The organism is Streptomyces sp. WMMC500 (genome assembly GCF_027497195.1).
GTDB lineage: Bacteria > Actinomycetota > Actinomycetes > Streptomycetales > Streptomycetaceae > Streptomyces.
Window position 1 is genome coordinate 4,780,218 of record NZ_CP114905.1, and the last position, 17,213, is coordinate 4,797,430.

11 protein-coding genes and 2 pseudogenes are annotated in these 17,213 nt (G+C 74.6%); 7 read left to right on the forward strand and 6 right to left on the reverse strand.

Annotated elements, in window-relative coordinates:
- Positions 1 to 14 precede the first annotated feature (14 nt).
- Positions 15 to 5,669 (reverse strand): PAS domain-containing protein, encoded by a 5,655-nt coding sequence (locus O7599_RS20545; protein ID WP_281617067.1) that lies wholly within the window; start codon positions 5,667 to 5,669, stop codon positions 15 to 17.
- 608 nt (positions 5,670 to 6,277) lie between these two features.
- On the opposite strand from O7599_RS20545, the pseudogene O7599_RS20550 reads away from it, so the two are divergent.
- The 3 genes and pseudogenes from O7599_RS20550 to O7599_RS20560 all read left to right on the forward strand — a co-directional run bounded on the left by O7599_RS20550 (position 6,278) and on the right by O7599_RS20560 (position 8,767).
- Positions 6,278 to 7,377: pseudogene (locus O7599_RS20550) on the forward strand (low temperature requirement protein A).
- A 113-nt stretch (positions 7,378 to 7,490) separates the two neighbouring features.
- Complete coding sequence (locus tag O7599_RS20555) at positions 7,491 to 8,168, forward strand: ATP-dependent Clp protease proteolytic subunit (protein WP_281617068.1); 678 nt, start codon at positions 7,491 to 7,493, stop codon at positions 8,166 to 8,168.
- Positions 8,169 to 8,170: 2 nt separating this feature from the next.
- Positions 8,171 to 8,767 carry an ATP-dependent Clp protease proteolytic subunit gene (locus O7599_RS20560; protein WP_281617069.1) on the forward strand — a complete coding sequence of 199 codons (597 nt, stop codon included), beginning with the start codon at positions 8,171 to 8,173 and terminating at the stop codon, positions 8,765 to 8,767.
- 99 nt (positions 8,768 to 8,866) lie between these two features.
- Here the strand turns inward: O7599_RS20560 and O7599_RS20565 are convergent, their stop codons facing one another.
- On the reverse strand, positions 8,867 to 9,301 hold the full coding sequence (locus tag O7599_RS20565; RefSeq protein ID WP_281617070.1) for a helix-turn-helix transcriptional regulator: 435 nt from the start codon (positions 9,299 to 9,301) through the stop codon (positions 8,867 to 8,869).
- Positions 9,302 to 9,583: 282 nt separating this feature from the next.
- Between O7599_RS20565 and O7599_RS20570 the strand changes: the two genes are divergently transcribed.
- Positions 9,584 to 10,741: a transposase gene (locus O7599_RS20570; RefSeq protein ID WP_281617071.1), complete on the forward strand. Its 1,158-nt coding sequence runs from the start codon at positions 9,584 to 9,586 to the stop codon at positions 10,739 to 10,741.
- Positions 10,742 to 10,805: 64 nt separating this feature from the next.
- Here O7599_RS20570 and O7599_RS20575 read toward each other — a convergent pair whose 3' ends face one another.
- Positions 10,806 to 11,420, reverse strand: a complete 615-nt coding sequence (locus tag O7599_RS20575) for a DinB family protein (RefSeq protein ID WP_281617072.1) — start codon at positions 11,418 to 11,420, stop codon at positions 10,806 to 10,808.
- A gap of 234 nt (positions 11,421 to 11,654) precedes the next feature.
- On the opposite strand from O7599_RS20575, the gene O7599_RS20580 reads away from it, so the two are divergent.
- Positions 11,655 to 12,743, forward strand: coding sequence for a methyltransferase domain-containing protein (locus tag O7599_RS20580; protein WP_281617073.1), 1,089 nt, complete (start codon positions 11,655 to 11,657; stop codon positions 12,741 to 12,743).
- Positions 12,744 to 12,927: 184 nt separating this feature from the next.
- Here the strand turns inward: O7599_RS20580 and O7599_RS20585 are convergent, their stop codons facing one another.
- Complete coding sequence (locus O7599_RS20585; RefSeq protein ID WP_281617074.1) at positions 12,928 to 14,379, reverse strand: MFS transporter; 1,452 nt, start codon at positions 14,377 to 14,379, stop codon at positions 12,928 to 12,930.
- Positions 14,380 to 14,505: 126 nt separating this feature from the next.
- Positions 14,506 to 15,408, reverse strand: coding sequence for a helix-turn-helix transcriptional regulator (locus O7599_RS20590; protein WP_281617075.1), 903 nt, complete (start codon positions 15,406 to 15,408; stop codon positions 14,506 to 14,508).
- Positions 15,409 to 15,670: 262 nt separating this feature from the next.
- Here O7599_RS20590 and O7599_RS20595 point away from each other — a divergent pair, with 262 nt between their 5' ends.
- Positions 15,671 to 16,417, forward strand: a complete 747-nt coding sequence (locus tag O7599_RS20595) for a class I SAM-dependent methyltransferase (protein WP_348652555.1) — start codon at positions 15,671 to 15,673, stop codon at positions 16,415 to 16,417.
- A gap of 17 nt (positions 16,418 to 16,434) precedes the next feature.
- On the opposite strand, the pseudogene O7599_RS20600 reads toward O7599_RS20595, so the two are convergent.
- A pseudogene (locus tag O7599_RS20600) lies at positions 16,435 to 16,668 on the reverse strand (ATP-binding protein); the annotation flags it as partial.
- Between the two features lie 202 nt (positions 16,669 to 16,870).
- Between O7599_RS20600 and cutA the strand changes: the two are divergent.
- A complete protein-coding gene (cutA, locus tag O7599_RS20605; RefSeq protein WP_281617076.1) occupies positions 16,871 to 17,212 on the forward strand; it encodes a divalent-cation tolerance protein CutA in 342 nt (113 codons plus the stop codon).
- Position 17,213 lies beyond the last annotated feature (1 nt).

Below are 17,213 nucleotides of genomic sequence, written 5' to 3' on the forward strand. Positions count from 1 at the left end.
GTCGGGGGCGCCGGTTACGTGGTGCCGATCTTGGCGAGGAGGTCGACGATCCGGTTCTGCACCTCCGCGCTCGTCGACCGCTCCGCCAGGAACAGCACCGTCTCCCCCGAGCGCAGCCGCGGCAGTTCGGCGCGGTTGATGTCCACGGCCGTGTAGACGACCATCGGCATCCGGTTGAGCATCCCGTTCGCGTTCAGCCAGTCCACGATGCCCGTACGCCGGCGGCGGATCCGCATCAGGTCCATCACCACGAGGTTCGGCCGGAAGCGCGTCGCCAGGTCCACGGCCGCCTCGTCCGACGTGGCGTGCATGACCTGCATGCCGCGCCGCTCCAGCGTCGCCGCCAGCGCGTCCGCGATGTCGGGGTTCTCCTCGAAGAGGAGCACCCGCGGCGGGTGCTGCTCGCTGTCGCGCGGCGCCAGCGCCTTCAGCAGCACCGCCGGGTCGGCCCCGTACGCCGCCTCCCGGGTCGCCTGCCCGAGGCCGGCCGTGACCAGCACCGGGACGGACGCCGCCACCGCCGCCGTGCGCAGCGACTGCAGCGCGGTACGGGTGATCGGGCCGGTCAGCGGGTCCACGAAGAGGCCGGCGGGGGAGACGGAGATCTGCGCGTCCAGCTCCTCGCGGGAGTGGACGACGACGGGCCGGTAGTTGCGCGCGGTCAGCGCCTGCTGCGTGGCGGCGTCGGGCTCGGGCCAGACGAGCAGCCGGCGCGGGTTGTCCAGCGGCTCGGGCGGCATCTCGTCGTCGAGCCGCAGCGGGGTCGTCTCGGGGTCCTGCGCGGCGACCTCGACCACGCCGTGGCGGCCGTCGAGGGGTTCGGGACCCTCGGCGGCGGAGGCGTCGGGTGCCCCTATGGCGAAGGCGCGCCCGATGGCGTCCCGCCGGGCGGAGGTGCCGGGGCGGGGCGGGCGGTGGGGTTGCTGCGGGGCGTGTTGCTGCGCGGCGTGCGGGGGCGTGCCCTCCTGGGGTGTGCCGGCGCCGAGGCGCCGGCGACTGCCCGTGGGCTCGTCGCCGATGTCGTACGGGTCGTGGGCGGGGTGGGCACCGCCCCGGCTCTCCCGGCCGCCTTCGGCGCTCGGGCCGTCCGGGATGTCCCGCCCGCCGTCGCCACCGTCGCCGCTGCCGTCGGCGTCCCGGTTTCCCTGGCCGCCGCCGGGTCCGCCCTGCGCGGGCTGACCGGAGGGCCGGTCGACGTAGGCGACGCCCTGGCCGAGGGTGCGCACGCTGATGGGGCCCGACTGCTGCGCCGGCAGCGCCGGCATCGCGGGGGTGGCGGCGGAGCGGGCGAAGCGGGTGGCGCCGCCGTGGGCCGCGGGGGCGGAGCCGGATGCGGCGGCGGGGGTGTCGGGGGAGTTCCCGGCGGGCTGCTGCGCGCGGGGGGCGGCGCGGCGCGGGTCGACGCCGCGGGCGGGGGTCTGCATCTCGTGCCGCGGGTCTACGGGCACGGGGGTGTGGCCGGAGACGCGGGGGTCGGCGCCGGTGGTCTGGGCGGCGGGCGTCTGGGCGGCGGGGGCCTGCGGACCGGGCTGCTGGGGGACGCCACCGTGGGTACGGGGATCGCCCTGCGTGCGGGGGTCGTTCTGCGTGCGGGGGTCGCCCTGCGTGCGGCCGTCGCCCTGCGTGCGGGGGTCGTGCTGGGCGGGGACGGCGGGAGCGGCGTCACCGCGGCGGGGGTGCCCGGTGTCCGGGGTGCCGTGGCCGGGGTGCGGGGTCTGCGAGGTGCGTACGGTGCGCACTTCGCCCGTGTCGTCGGCGGCGCCGGGGCCGCGGCCGCCCTCGTGGGGGTAGGGGCCGGTGTCGGGGTCCTGTACGGGGCGGCCGGTGCCGCGGCGCGGGCCGGGGGCGGCGTAGGAGGGCTCGCCGCCGGGGTTCTGGGAGTGGGGGTACGGGCCGGTGTCCGGGTCCTGGGCGGCGGGTCCCGGGCGGTGCCGGTCGCCGGGGGGCAGGGCGGGGGCGCCCTGCGGGGTCTCGGCGGGCGCGGCGGGGCGGCGGCGACGGCCGGTGGGGTGCTGCGGCTGCGCCGGCCCGGTGCCGGCGGGAGGCACGGGGGTGCCGGGTACGTTCCGTACGGCCGGGTCGGTGGTGCCCTGGGGCAACTGCGGCGCGGCGGAGTGCTGCGAGGCGGGCAGAGCGGCGGGCTGCCCCGCACCCGGCCGGTGCCCGGCGGGGTCGGCGGGCTCCAGTCGTCCTGCGGTCGCCGGGTCGTCGTACGCGCCGGCCGCGGGAGCACCGGCCCGCCCTGAGTCGCCCTGCGCACGGGCCCGTCCGCGGGCCGGGTCCGCGGCGTCGTCGTACGCGTCGGGGTTGCCGCGGGTACGGCCTCGGCCGTGGCCGGGTGTCGCCGGGGCGTGGTCGTACTCGCCTGTGGCCGGGTCGCCGGGGTCGCCGCGTCCGGCGTACCCGCCCGGGTTGCCCCGCGCGCGGCGGGCGGGGCCGGGCACGGCGCCGTCGCCGTACTCGCCCGCCGGTCCCTCGGGGTCTTCGTACCCGTCGCGGTCGTCCCGCGTACGGGACGGGCCGCGGCCGGCGTCGTCGTACTCGCCCGGGCCCGCCGGGTACGCGGGCCCGGTCCTGCCGCCCCGCGAAGGGGGCCCGCCAGGGGCCGCGTCGTCGTCGTACTCGGCGGGTGCCGGGGGTTCGGCGTGGCCGGGGGCATGGCCCGTACGTGAGGGGTGGTCCACCTGCTCCGCCCGGGCGCCGGTGCCGGTGTGTGCGACCGGGCCGCCGGGGGGCACGGGACCGGCCGGGCCGTGCGGGCCGACCCGCCCGGGGCCGCCGGGCGCCGCCGGTCCGAGGGGCCCGCCGGGCGCGCCGCCTCGGCCGGGTCCCGCCTGCCCACCGGGCCCGCCGCGTCCTCCGGGTCCACCGGGGCCTCCGGGTCCGGCCGGGCCGCCGGGGCCGATCGGCCCGCCCGGTCCCGTCGGGTCGTCCGGTCCTCCGGGACCCCCGGGACCGCCCGGACCGTCAAATCCGCCGGGACCGCCGCGTCCTCCGGGACCACCCGGGCCGCCCTGCCCGCCGTTTCCCTCCGGGCCGCCGGGGCCGCCCGGCGCGCCCTGTCCCTCGAAGCCGTGCGGGTCGGCGTGCCCGCCCCGGCCGCCCGGCCCGGGTCCTTCCGGTCCCGCCGGGCCACGTCCCACGGGCCGGCGCCGGCCGCCCGTCGCCGGCTCACCCGACTCGCCGCGGTCCTGCTGCGACTGGCTGCCCGGCCCCTGGCCCACGGGCCGCCGGCGCCGCCCGCGGCCCTGCGTACCGGGGAGGGCGTGCCCGAGCGCCGCGGCTCCGGTGTCCACGGCGCTGGCCTCCCCGGCGCCACCGGTACCGCCCATCGCGGTGCCGGCCTCGGCCTGCGCATCGCCCGTACCGCCCGCCGGCACACCGCCACCGCCGCCGTACGCGTCCTGCCCCTCGTCCGGCGCCGCCCGCCGCTGTCCGCCGCCCCCGCTCGCGCCGTGCGCCGGCGCCGGGCCACCGGGAGCCGCCTGCCCGGCGACGCCGCCGACCGCCTCGTGCGCCGCCGCACCCCGCGCCGTACCGTGCCCGGGCGTGGGCCCCGGCTCCGCCGCCGGTCCGCCGGCCTCCGCGGCACCGCCCCCGCGACCGCCCGCCGCACCCGGGCCACCGTGCCCCGTACCGCCGCCCGCACCCTGACCCGGCGGCAACCCCGCCGCCGCAACGCCCTCCGCGGACATCCCGGCCCCGCCGGGACCGTCGGCAACCGCGGGACCGTCGGCCCCCGCCGGCACCCCCGCGGGAGGCGTCGCTCCGCGCCGGCGCCGGCCCGTGCCCGTACCGCCCGTACCCGTGCCGCGCGGGGGCGTCCCCGCTCCGGCGCCGGACTCCGCCGAAGCGGGTGCGGCGCGGCGGCGCCGCCCGCCGCCCGTACGCCCGCCACCGGCCGTACCGCCCTCACTCCCGGCAGACCCGTCAGCGGCACCGGCCCCGCCGGCCCCGACCGGCTCGCCCGACTCCCCCGCCCCGGCCGACCGCCCGGAAGCCCGCGCGCCCCTCGACGCACTCCCCCGCATCGGCGGCTCCGCGCCCGGCATCACCGTCGTCTCGTTCCCGGTGTCCCGCCCGCGCCCCGCGGTCTCCCGCGCCCGCGCGGCCCGCGCCGCCGGCCCGGCGGCCTGCACCGGCACCTCCAGCAGATACGCGCCGCCGCTCTGCCCCGGCACCTCGTGCGTCTGCAGAATCCCGCCGTGCAGCAGCGCCACGCCCCGGGCCAGCGGCTCGTGCACCGCACCCGCACCGGTCCCGGCACCGGACCCGCCACCCGACCCCGAACGACCGGCGGAGCCCCCCACTCCGCGCGGCCCCTGCACCTCTATCCGCACCACGTCCCCGCGCAGCGCCGCCGCCACCACCACCGGCGCGTCCGACGCCCCCGCCGTCCGCCGCCCCGTGGCGTCGACCCCGGCGACCTCCGCGATCAGGTGCGCCAGCGCCAGCGCCAGCCAGCGCCCGTCCGCCTCGATCTCCACCTGCGGCGCGTGCACCACGAACTGCGCCCGGCCGGGCCCGATCAGCTCGTCCGCGCCCTCGGTCGCGGCGTGCACCACGTCCTCGACGTTCACCGTCTCCACCGCCAGCCGCTCCCTGCCGGAGTCCAGCCGCTGGAAGTCGAGCACGCTGTCGATGAGCGCGGTCATCCGCCCGTAGCCGGCGGAGAGGTGGCGCAGCGTCTGGTTGGCCTCGGGCCAGAGCTGCCCGGCCGGGTCGTCGACGAGCGTGTTCAGCTCCGCGCGTAGCGTGTCGAGCGGGCCGCGCAGCGCGACGTCGAGCACCGCCTGCACCTGCGCGAGCCGCGCCTCCGTCGCGTCGCGCCGCCGCCGGTCGGTGAAGGCGAGGACGGCGCCGACGAGTTGGTCGCCGTCGCGCACCGGGGCCGTCGTCATGTCCACCGGCACCGGCTGCCCGTCGCGTCCCCACAGCACCTGGCCGCGGACGCGGTGCTTGCGTCCCGAGCGCAGGGTGTCGGCGATCGGGGTCTCCTCGTACGGCAGGGGGGTGCCGTCGGCGCGCGAGTGGTGGATGAGGGGGTGGAGGTCGGCGCCGCCGAGTTCGCTGGCGCGGTAGCCGAGGATCTGCGCGGCGGAGGGGTTGACGAGGACGACCCTGCCGGTGGTGTCCGTACCGACGATGCCCTCGGCGGCGGCGCGCAGGATCATCTCGGTCTGCCGGCGCTGCCGGTGCAGTTCCGCCTCGACCTCGGCCGTGCCCGTGAGGTCCCGTACGACGAGCATGAGCAACTCGTCGCCCGTGTAGTGGTGCCCGGGCGCGTACGGGGACTCGCCGCCCGGGCCGTCCTCCAGGTCCGCGCTGGTGACCTCGGCGGGGAAGTCGCTGCCGTCGGTGCGGCGGGCGGCCATGCGCAGCGGCTTCGTCCGCTCCTCGTCGCGCGCGCCCGCGTCGGGGGCGACGGACCCGGTGGCGTCGCCGCGGGGGCGGCGCATGGAACCGGGGATGAGCTGCGGGTCGAAGTCCGGCAGCAGATCGAGCAGCCCGCGGCCGACGACCGCGGCGCCGGGCCGCTCGAAGGTCTCCAGCGCGACGCGGTTGGCGGCGACGACGGTGCCGTTGGTGTCGACGAGGAGCAGCGCGTCGGGGAGCGCGTCGAGTATGGCGGCGAGGCGAGCAGCGCCTCGGGATGGCCTGCTGCTCACGACGAACTTCCTCCTCGACTACCGTTCTTGCTGTGCTCCGCGGCCGGCCCTCGCGCCGTCGCGCCCCCCGAACGCACCCCGTATGCGCCCGGTGCGCGCGCCGGTGGGCCGTGCCACGAGAGGATTCTACGGTCCTCCGTTGCCCGGGGGACGGCGGATGAGAATCGTCACGCCGCCACCACAACTCGGCCGGGTGGCGGCAGGGTAGCGGCCAGGTGGCGGCCAGGTGGGCCGGGTATTCTGCGGTCCGCGACGATTCCGCGCCGATTCCGCGACGGTACGGGCCCCCCGGAACGGGCCCCGCACCGGCCGCGACCAGGGCGCCGGGCCGCTGCCCGGCACCGCGCCGGCGGGGTTCGTCGACGACACGCGGCTGACGGTGGGGGCGGGGCGGCATGACGACACAACACGACGATTCCGGCAGACCGGACAGCCGTCGGCGCGGGACCCCGCCCCGTACCGGGAAGCGCTCCGGGGACGCTTCCGCCCGCATCCCCGGCCCCACCCACCAGGTCCGCGTCCCGCGCCGCCGGGTCGTCTCCACGGGCGACGACCACCGCGTCACGCCCGCCGAGTTGTTCTTCGACCTCGTCTTCGTCTACGCCTTCATGCAGGTCACCGCGCTGCTCGCGGAGGACCCCACGCCCATGCGGCTGCTCGGCGGCGGCGTCGTGCTCGCGCTGCTGTGGTGGTGCTGGTGCTGCTTCGCCTGGCTGGGCAACGTCGTACGCGCCGACACCGGCCCCCTCCTCGGCGTGCTGCTGACGGCGATGGCGGCGGTGCTCGTCGTGTCGCTGATCCTGCCGGAGGTCTTCGCCGGCGGTGACGGCGACATCAACGCCCCGTTGATCTTCGTCCTCTGTTACGGCACGCTGCGCGTCCTGCACCTCGTCGCGTTCTGGGTGGTGGCGCACCCCGGCGACGACCGGCTGCGCACCACGATCCGCGCCACCGCCCTGACCTCCGTCGCGCCGCCGTTCGTGCTGCTGGTCGTCGGCAGTTTCTTCACCGGCTGGGCACAGATCCTGATCTGGCTCGGGGCCGTCGTCATCGACTACGCCGCCATCTACGCCGGCGGCGGCTCCGGTTCCGGCTGGCGCGTCACCTCGCCGGCGCACTTCGCGGAGCGGCACGGCTGATCGTGATCATCGCGCTGGGCGAGTCGATCGTGGCCATCGGCATGGCGGTACGGGGCTACACGACCACGTACGGCGTGCTGGCCGGGTCCGCGGTCGGGCTGCTGGTCTCGGCGGCGCTGTGGCGGCTGTACTTCCGCCGCCTCGGCGAGCCGGCGGAGGAACGGCTGGCGGAGGCGGAGGGCGACGCGCGTACGCCACTGGCGCGCGACGTGTACACCTTCCTCCACCTCCCGCTCGTCGGCGGCATCGTGCTCTCGGCGCTGGGCGTGAAGCAACTGCTGCACCAGATCGCCGACACCGAGCACTACGACCTCTCCGAACCGCTGCACGGCGTCGCCGCATGGGCGCTGGCCGGCGGCGTGGGGCTGTTCCTGCTGGGCGCGGCGGCGATCAGGCTGCGTACGGAGGGCCGGGTGTCGGCGGTGCTGGCGGCGGGCGGGGCGGTGTGCCTGGCGGCGGGACCGGCGGTGGAGCAGGTACCGGGGCTGGCGGCGCTGGGGGCGCTCGCGGTGGTGACGGCGGCGGCGGTGGGGCTGCACGGCAGGGAAGCGGGGTCGGCGGCGGCGTAGCGGGGGCTCCCGCACCCCCTCTGCCCAGGGCGAATCTGCCCCCGGCAAAGAACCCTCCCGCCGCGGCGCCTCCCCGCCGACCGTGGAAGCAACGCATCCACGAGGGAGGCACCATGACACCACCGCTCCGCACCACCGCCCGGGCGTCCACCGCCTGGGCCCCGGACCTGGCGCCGCGCGCCGAGGAAGAAGAGGCACCGCCCCCGTCGCGGTTCGACGACCACCTGGCCGCCCAACTCCTCGGGCAGCGCATCGTCCTCCTCGGCACCGAGGTCACCGACGCCTCCGCGAACCGCGTCTGCGCGCAGCTCCTCCTCCTCTCCGCCGAGGACCCGCGCACCGACATCGCGCTCTACGTCAACAGCCCCGGCGGCGCCGTCCACGCCGGCCTCGCCATCTACGACACGATGCGGCTGATCCCCAACGACGTGGCCACGCTCGCGATGGGTTTCGCGGCGAGCATGGGGCAGTTCCTGCTCACGGTCGGCGCGAAGGGCAAGCGCTTCGCGCTCCCGCACGCGCGGATCATGATGCACCAGCCCTCCGCGGGCATCGGCGGCAGCGCTGCCGACATCGAGATCCAGGCGGACAACCTGGAGTACAGCAAGACGCTCATGGAGCGCCTCCTCGCCGAGCACACCGGCCAGGACCAGGCGACGATCGCGCGCGACGGCGACCGCGACCGGTGGTTCACGGCGGAGCAGGCGAAGGAGTACGGGATGGTCGACCAGGTCGTGGAGTCGCTCGCCGACATCCGCCCGGCGGGGTCCAAGCGACGGATGGGGCTGTGACCATGAGCCAGTACACGATCCCGAACGTCGTCGAGCGCACCGCGCACGGCGAGCGCGCGTACGACATCTACAGCCGGCTGCTCTCGGAGCGGATCATCTTCCTCGGCACCGAGATCGACGACGGCGTCGCGAACGTCGTCATCGCCCAGCTCCTCCACCTGGAGTCGGCGAGCCCCGGCACCGAGATCTCGATCTACATCAACTCCCCCGGCGGCTCGTACACCTCGCTGATGGCGATCTACGACACCATGACGTTCGTCGGCGCCCCCATCTCCACGTTCTGCGTGGGACAGGCGGCGTCGACCGCGGCGGTGCTGCTCGCGGGCGGGGACAAGGGCCGCCGCTTCGTGCTGGAGCACGCGCGGGTGCTGCTGGGGCAGCCGGCGAGCGGGGTGCGGCGCGGGACGGTGTCGGACCTCAGCCTGGAGGCGAAGGAGATCCTGCGGATCCGGACGCAGATGGAGGAGGTCCTGGCGCGGCACACGGGGCACGAGGTGGCGACCCTGCGCGCGGACACCGACAGGGACAAGGTGTTCACGGCGCAGGAGGCCGTGGCGTACGGACTGGCGGACCAGGTGATCAGCAAGCGCCACCTGTGACGGAGCCGGGGACCCGGGCGGGCACAGCGGGGCGCCGCCCCGCTGTGCCGGACCCGCCCGCTGTGCCCACGCCGGCCCCTGTGCCGGACGCCGGCCGGATCAGGCGGCGAGCCGCACGTCGCCCGGGCGCGAGCGGGCGGTGGGCAGTTCGGTGACGGAGGAGAGGCCGGCGGCCCTCCCCCGGGCCCGCTCCCGCTCCCGGTCCCGTATGCCGGAGAGGCGGACGATCTCGCCGTGCGCGAGCACGAGGAGGTCGGCCAGCCGAAGCCCGAGCGCCTGCGCGGCGGCGGCGAGGACTTCGGACGAGGCCTCCTTCAGGCCGCGTTCGACCTCGGAGAGGTACGGCATCGAGATCCGCGCGGCGTCGGCGACGTCCTTCAACGTCCGCTCCTGGGCCAACCGCTCCCGCCGCAGCACGTCCCCGACGACCTGCCGCCAGAGGGGCTCGCGCCCGTCGGGCGCCTCGGGCGCCTCGGGCGCGGGAGGGCGCAGGGGGAGGACGCGGGCGTGGCGCTTCGGCGCGTGATTGGTCACGGTCTCAGCGTAAGTGGGCCGGGGACGAAGGGAAGGGGCGGGCGATCTGCCAACGGCAGAATCGCCGAAGGCGAACAGGCCGGAGCGTGGGCGACAGGGAACCCCAACCAGGAAGGGGAACGGTTCACCTGGTCTCCTTCGAGGATGCCCCGTCCTTTAGAGCGGGGAGGAACCGAAGCTCCTGCGGAGCAGGGCAACGGGCGGGGTTTCGCCGCCAGGGCGAAAGACCGTGCTTGTGCGGCAAGTTGACCTCCGGTGATCATCTCTATTAGGTTGTTCTGTGTGAAGATCGTCGCGCAGGTGAAGTTGTTGCCTGCGTCCGCGCATGACGCGGATGCACTGGCGGCGACTCTGCGTGCCTGCAACCGGGCGGCGAATGCGGCGTCCGAAGTGGCGTTCGCGAAGGACCTCAAGCGCCGGAACGTGTTGCAGGATGCCGTCTACCACCGGATCAAGGTTGACTTTGATCTCGGGGCGCAGGCCGCTGTGCGCACCGTCAAGAAGGTCTGTGACGCGTATGCCACGCTCAAGGCGAACCTGCGGGCCGGGAACTACGGTCCCGAAGATTCCAAGCGCCGGACCAAGGCGGAGTCGAAGCCGATCGGTTTCCGCGAGACATCGGCGCAGCCGTATGACGACCGGATTCTGACCTGGAACCTGGACGCGCAGACCGTCAGCATCTGGACGGTGGCCGGACGACTCAAGGGCATTCCGTTCGTCTGCTCGCCCGAGGCCGTGAAGCTCCTCGCCTCGCGCAAGGGAGAGAGCGACCTGGTGATGCGGGACGGCATGTTCTTCCTGATCGCCACCATCGACATCCCCGAGCCCGAAGTGTTCGAGCCTGACGGCTTCCTCGGCGTGGATCTCGGCATCGTCAACATCGCCACCACCAGCGACGGCAAGATCATGTCCGGCCGTCAGGTCAACCGGTACCGGCAGCACAAGCGTGACCTGCGCACCAAGCTCCAGAAGAAGCGCACCCGGAGCGCGGCCCGTGTCCTCAAGCGCCAGCGGCGCAAGGAAGCCCGGTACGCCACCCAGCGCAACCACATCATCGCCAAGAAGCTCGTGACCACCGCTGAACGCACCTCGCGGGGTATCGGTCTGGAAGACCTGACCGGCATCCGGCAGAGGGTTACGGCCAAGAAAGACCAGCGGGCACGGCTCTCCTCCTGGGCGTTCGCCCAACTCGGCGCCTTTGTCGAGTACAAAGCACGCCGGGCGGGCGTGCCCGTGGTCCATGTGGACCCGCGCAACACCTCCCGCCAGTGCTCGCAGTGCTGGCACACCCATCGATCGAACCGGGTGACACAAGCACGGTTCGTGTGCAAGTCCTGCGGCATCGTTCTGCACGCGGACCACAACGGCTCCCGCAACATCGCCCACCGGGCCGATGCTGTGTGGCAGCGGGGCGCAGTCAACCGCCCCAGTACCGCCTAGCGGTACCGGACGCAGGGAACCACAGTGGGACATCAGCTCTCACTCTGCCTGCAAGCCCGGCCCTTTAGGGCCAGGTAGTTGACTCCCTCCCCTGCGCCTCCCGGGCGGCGTCCTCGACCCCCCGCCGGTGGGACTCCCAGCGGGCGCGGTCGCGGGACGTCACGCCGGAGTTGCCCCGCCGCAGTCCGGCGGCGCCGTCGATCAGCTCGCGCACGATGTCGGCGTGCCCGGCGTGGCGGTGGGTGTCGGCGAGCATGTGGACGAAGATCCGGTGCAGCGTCACCTCGGCCCGGTCGTCGGGCCAGTGCGGCACGCGGCCGAGGTCGTCCAGCGCGAACGCGGCGATGGTGTCGTCGGCGTGCGCGCAGGCGCGCCGGTAGAGACCGACGACGCTCTCGCGGGACTCGTCGGCGGTGGCCCACATGTCGACGTCGGGGACGTCGGCGCCGGGGCCGTCGAGCCAGGGCACGAACTCGCCGAAGGGCCGCCCGAAGGTGGCGCCGAAGTACACGATCTCGCAGCCGCTCAGGTGCTTGACGAGCCCCAGCAGGTTGGTGGCGGTCGGCGTCAGCGGACGCCGTACGTCGTACTCGGACAGCCCCTCCAGCTTCCACAGCAGCGCGTCGCGGGCCATCTGCAGGGAGCGGTGGAGGTCCGCCTTCGGATCGGTGTCGGCCATGCGCACCAGCATCCCACCGCACCGCGCCGCCGCACGGGACGGCACCACCCGCCCGCGCCGCGGGCGCACCCGCCCGCGCCGCGGGCGCCGGGCGCACGCCCCCGTAGGATCGGGGGCATGTACTTCTTCCACCTGCGCTAGGGCGCCGTCGGCGAGGCGAGGATCCCCCGTCGTCGACGAGGCGGGGCGGCGTGGCGCCGTCCCGGGCCTTGGCGTGGGAGAAGAACAGACATCATGCGCGACGACGCACACTTCGTCGCTCGGTGCGCCCGCGGTCTGGAACCGCAGTTGGCGGCCGAGATCCTGCGGAACGAACTGGGCAGCATCACCGCGACCGGACACCGCTCCGTACACTTCCGGGCCCGGCGCCCCTACGACACGGGCGTCACGGAACTGCGCACGGCGGACGACGTGTTCCTGCCGGCCGCGCGCGGCCGGGACGTGGGAACGACCAAGGCGGGCCTGCCGGAGCTGGGAAGACTCGCGGGGAGGTGCGACCCGGCACGGCTGCTCCGCCACCGCAACGCCCTCGTCCCGCACCTCACCGGTACGCCGCCGGGGGTGGAGGTCTCGGCGTCGTTCCTGGGCAGGCGGAGCTTCACCAGGTACGACGCGGAGGACGCGGTCGGCCGCGCGCTCGCCGCCCGCCTGGACGTGCCGTACCACGCGCGCCGCACCGGGGGCGCGCCCCCGCCGGACTACGCGCCGTGGCGTCTGACGCTGGACGGCACCGAAGCGACGCTGATGCTCCGCATCACCCCGCGCCCGCTCCACCGCCGCCCGTACAAGCAGTCGACGGTGCCCGGGAGCCTGCACCCGCCGCTGGCGGCGGCGATGGCGGGGCTGGCGGCGATCGGACCCGGCCACACGGTCCTCGACCCCTGCTGCGGCGCGGGCACCCTGCTCATCGAGGCGGCGCTGGCCCACCCGGAGGCGGCGCGCTACCAGGGCTACGACATCGACCCGGCCGCGCTGGACGCCGCCCGCGCCAACAGCGCCACCGCGGCACTGGACCGCATCCGCATCCACCGGGCCGACGCGGGCAGACTCCCGCTCCCCGACGCCTCGGTCGACCGCATCGTGTGCAACCCCCCGTGGGGCACCCAGGTCCACCCCAGGGCCCGGCTCGCGGCGGCCCCGTCCGCCTGGTGGCGGGAGCTCCGCCGCCTCCTCACCCCCACCGGCAGCGCGGTGCTCCTCCTGCCGACCCCCGGCCCCCTGTCCCCGGCCATCCGGGCGGGCCTCCTGCCCACCCACACCCAGCGCGTCCACCTGGCGGGCTCCGTCACGTACCTGGTCAGACTGGAACTCGGGAGCGGGTGACCAGGTGGTCTGTGGACCCGGCGCCGGGCGCGGTGAGCGGATCGGCGGATCCGGCACAGGAGGACCAAGACGGAGGACTCGGACAACTTCCTGTCACTGCCCGCCGGCGGGGCCGCGGCGACGGAAGGGGCGACCGGATAACCGGGGCCATAACGGTCACAGGGGAACGGACCGGCCCGTACGCTCAAGCCTCGGCCGTCGTGGTGGACGGCACCGCCTTGTGGGGCAGGGTGGCGGCCACGACCACCGCGAGGAGGCACACCACGCCGGCGGTGAGCATGGCGGCGTGCACCCCGCCGAGGACGGCCGCCGGCTCGGTGGTGGACGAGGCGAGCGCGTCGGACCGCGCGGTCACGATGGCCGCGAGCCCCGCGACCCCGATCGCGCCGACGAACTGCGGCATCTGGGAGAGCGCGCCGGCGATGCCCTGCTCCGCGGGCCGCAGGCCGGAGGTGAGGGTGGTGATGAACGCGACCACCGCCAGAACGTGCCCGAAGCCCATGGCACCCGAGGTCACCAGCAGCAGGACCGGCCCGCCGCTGGCGGGCAGCCACACCATCGACGCGGTGCCCAGCCCCTGCACGACCAGACCGACGATCATGGTGACCCGGGTGCCCGTCGAGCCGATCAGCCGCGCGGCCATGCCGCCCGCGACGATGGCGGCTGCCCCCTCGGCCAGGAAGCCCAGGCCCGTTTCGAGCGGGGAGTAGCCGAGCACGTCCTGCATGTAGAGGCTCAGCAGCACCGTGGTGCCGCCGCACATGCCGAAGGTGCAGAAGCCGACGAGGAAACTCCATTTCACCGTGGGCCGGTTCAGCATCTCCGGCGCCACGAGCGGCGCCGGGTGCCGGGCCTCCACCAGCAGGAACGCGGTGATCAGCACGACGGCGGCGCCGAGCGACCCCAGGGTCGACCCGCTCGTCCAACCCCGGTCGGCGCCGGTCGAGATGCCGAAGACGAGGGCGAACAGACCGCCGCTGGCCAGGACCGCCCCGGGCACGTCGAGCCGTACGGCGGCGCGCCCGGTGTCCGCGGGCAGCAGGGCCAGCGCGCCGAGCAGGATGGCCCCGCCCATGATGACCATGATGAGCATCGTCCAGCGCCAGCTCAGGCCGCTGGTGACCAGGCCCCCGCCGATGGTGCCGACGACGAAGCCGAGGGAGAGCAGCACGCCGTTGACGGCCAGCGCCCTGGTCCGCCGCGGGCCTTCGGGGAAGACGGTGGTCAGCAGCGCGAGAGCGGTCGGACCGACCATGCCGGCGGCCACTCCCTGACCGGCGCGCGCGGCGATCAGCACGCCCGGCGCGGCCGCGAGCCCGGCGAGCAGCGAGAACGCCGTGAACAGCAGGATGCCGAGGACGAACAGCCGTCGCCGGCCCACCAGATCGGAGACCCGCCCGAAGAGCAGGAGCAGGCTCGCGGTGGGGAGCAGGCACGCGGTGGCCACCCACTGCAGCTCGCCCGTGCTCGCGAAGCCCAGGTCGGTGCCGATCTCGGGGAGCGCGACCGTGACGACGGAGAAGTCCATCGCGATCAGGAACGTGGCGCTGCACAGGGTGATCAGGGTCAGCAGTCCCCGTAGCCCGCCAGGGGCGGGGGTGCTGCGGGATGTCAGGTCGGGTACGTCGGTAGCCACCGTTGTCTCTCCCGGGCGAACGCGATGGGTGTGGTGCGACCCACCCTGAGGCGCCGGGGAAGGGGGACCCAGCCCTCTGCGATGCGTAGGCATGACAGGTGCAGGATCGCGGCGAGGGCCGGCCCGTCAGCCGATGTCCGCGCGCCGAGGCGCGGACGGGACCGCGGACAGCCCCCCGTCCGTCATGTCGGAGAGGAGAAGCAAGGCAGCTTCCGAGGACGAGCCGGGCTCGGCGTTGAACACCGCGACGCGCTGGCCGTGGTCGGACGTCAGCTCCATGAGCTCGTTCGTCAGCCGCAGCGGTCCCACGAGGGGGTGCCGGAAGTCGCGGGTGAAGCGCTGGGCGCACGGCCGTACGGCGTGGGCCGCCCACAACGAGGCGAACTCCGGGCTCCGCACGGTGAGTTCGCCAATGAGCGCGGTGAGGCGGGGGTCGTCCGGGTACCGGCCGGCCGTCTGCCGGAGGTCGGCAACCGTGTCACGGGCCTTCTGCCACCAGTCCGCGTACAGCTCGCGGGTGTGCGGATCGAGGAAGACCAGGCGCGCGACGTTGGGCCGCTCCGGGAGCTGCTCCGGCGCCCGTACGTCCAGATGACCGGCGAGCAGCGCGTGCGCCATCCGGTTCCACAGCAGGACGTCACCGCAGCGCCCGATCACCAGCGCCGGCACATCACCGAACGACGCGACCATCTGCCGCACCCCGGGCCGCACCCGCTCCACCCCGGGCCGGGACGACACCGCCCCGGCCGCCTTCCGCCGCGCGAGGCTGTACAGATGGGCACGCTCGTCCTCGTCCAGCCGCAGCACCCGCGCAAGAGCCCCGAGCACCGCATCGGACGCGTTGAGACTCTGCCCCTGCTCAAGCCGCGTGTAGTACCCGGCACTCACCCCGGCAAGCTGCGCCAGCTCCTCCCGCCGCAACCCGGGCACCCGCCGCCGCCCCCCGTAGTCCACGAGCCCCACGTCCTCGGGCCGCAACCGCCCCCGCCGCGACCGCAGAAACCTCCCCAACTCAGACCGACCCTCCATCCCCCCACTATGCCCACCCACCACCCCCGATGCCTGCCCCTACGGGGTGCACCCTGGCCCTTGGACGTCACCGCCGCACGGGACACGAAAACCAGCAGAGGACACCTGCGTGGTGTCGACCTGCGCAGTCGTTGCAGTCACGAGTGACTTGTGCACGTGCGGAGACGAGGGAGTGTCCGCGGCGGGAAATCCGCTGTGCCGACGCAGGTGCCGCTTGCCACAATCACCCGGTCGTGGGCCGTTGGGAGAAGGAGACGCAGTCTTGCTGGACTCCAGTGCCGAGCAGCGGAACCTCTGGGACCGTATCGCCGCCGATTACCACCCGAGCGACGTGGCGGACACCGAAGCGGTCGCGGGGACGGTCGACTTCCTGGCCGGGCTGGCAGGTGACGGTCCGGCGCTGGAGCTGGCGATCGGCGCCGGACGCATTGCCGTGCCGCTGCTGCGCCGCGGCGTCGAGGTGGCCGGCGTGGATGTGTCTCCGGCGATGATCGACGTCCTGCACGCCACGGTTCCCGCCGCTGACCTGCCCGCCACCGTCGGGAGCATGGCCACGGCCGACGCACCCGGACGGGATTACGCACTCGTCTACATCGTCTACAACGCGATCACGTGCCTGCTCCACCAAGACGAACAGATCGCCTGCTTCCACAACGCCGCCCGCCATCTGCGTCCCGGTGGCCACTTCGTCATCGAGGTCTGGGTCCCCCAGCTACGGCAACTGCCCCCCGGTCAGGCCCTGGTGCCCGGCACGGTCACCGACGACCTACTGATCTTTGACAGTTACGACCTGGTCACCCAGCGTGTGTTCTCCCACCGGTACCAACTGAGCAGGGGACAGGTGATCAGCGCGGGCGGCACGCCCCACCGCTACGTGTGGCCCTCGGAGATGGATGTGATGGCCAAGATGGCGGGACTCGGCCTGGTCCATCGGTACGCCGACTGGGATCGATCGCCCTTCACCGGCGATAGCCCCTCCAGCGTGTCCGTCTGGCAAAAGCCACACTGACCATCGGCGCCCGGGCGCGCTTGCGAGAAGTCCACGACACCTACGCGCACGCGCGTCGCATCGGCCCGCTCGACGATGACGCGGATGGACTCTCGCCGTGCGTGCTGGATCGCGTTCGTCACCAATTCGGAGACGACCAGGGTGGTGTCGTCCGCCAGATCGTCCAGACCCCAGCCGGCGCCCGCCAGGGCCAAGGTGTGGTGCCGCATCCACGTCGGTGCCACCCGGCGCAGTGACTCCAGCGTCTCCATCGCCGGGCGACGTGATCTCCTGCTCCGTCGCCCCCGGCCTGCGCCTGGCGTCGTGCCCATCGCCGCCGTTGCGGTCTCGGCCGTGGCAGCCCCGTGGTTGCCGTGGTCCTGTGCTCGTGCTCAGGGGTCGGACTCAGCAGCGCCACCGGGTCGGCGTGGGCGCGATCCGGTGATGCTCTCAACGAGTCGCTAGCCTCAGGGCATGAGTGAGTTCGTACAGGTCTACACGGCAACCGAGACGCGGGAGGCGGCGGTTGCGCTCGGTCGGAGTGCGACACAGGCGCGATTGGCGGCCGGCGTTCAAGTGGTCGGGCCAGTGGTCTCACTATTCTGGCACCTGGGCGAGTTCGGCGAGGGCGAGGAATGGCAGGTCATCTTCAAGACCACCGCAGACCGCTACGCGGAACTTGAATCGCATCTCCTGGAGCACCATCCGTGGAACAACCCAGAGATCACAGCCGTCCCGATCACCGCCGGCGCGCGGGGCTATCTGGACTGGGTACGTCGGACCGTGGCAGAGGAACTGGCCGACGGAACGGCCTGAG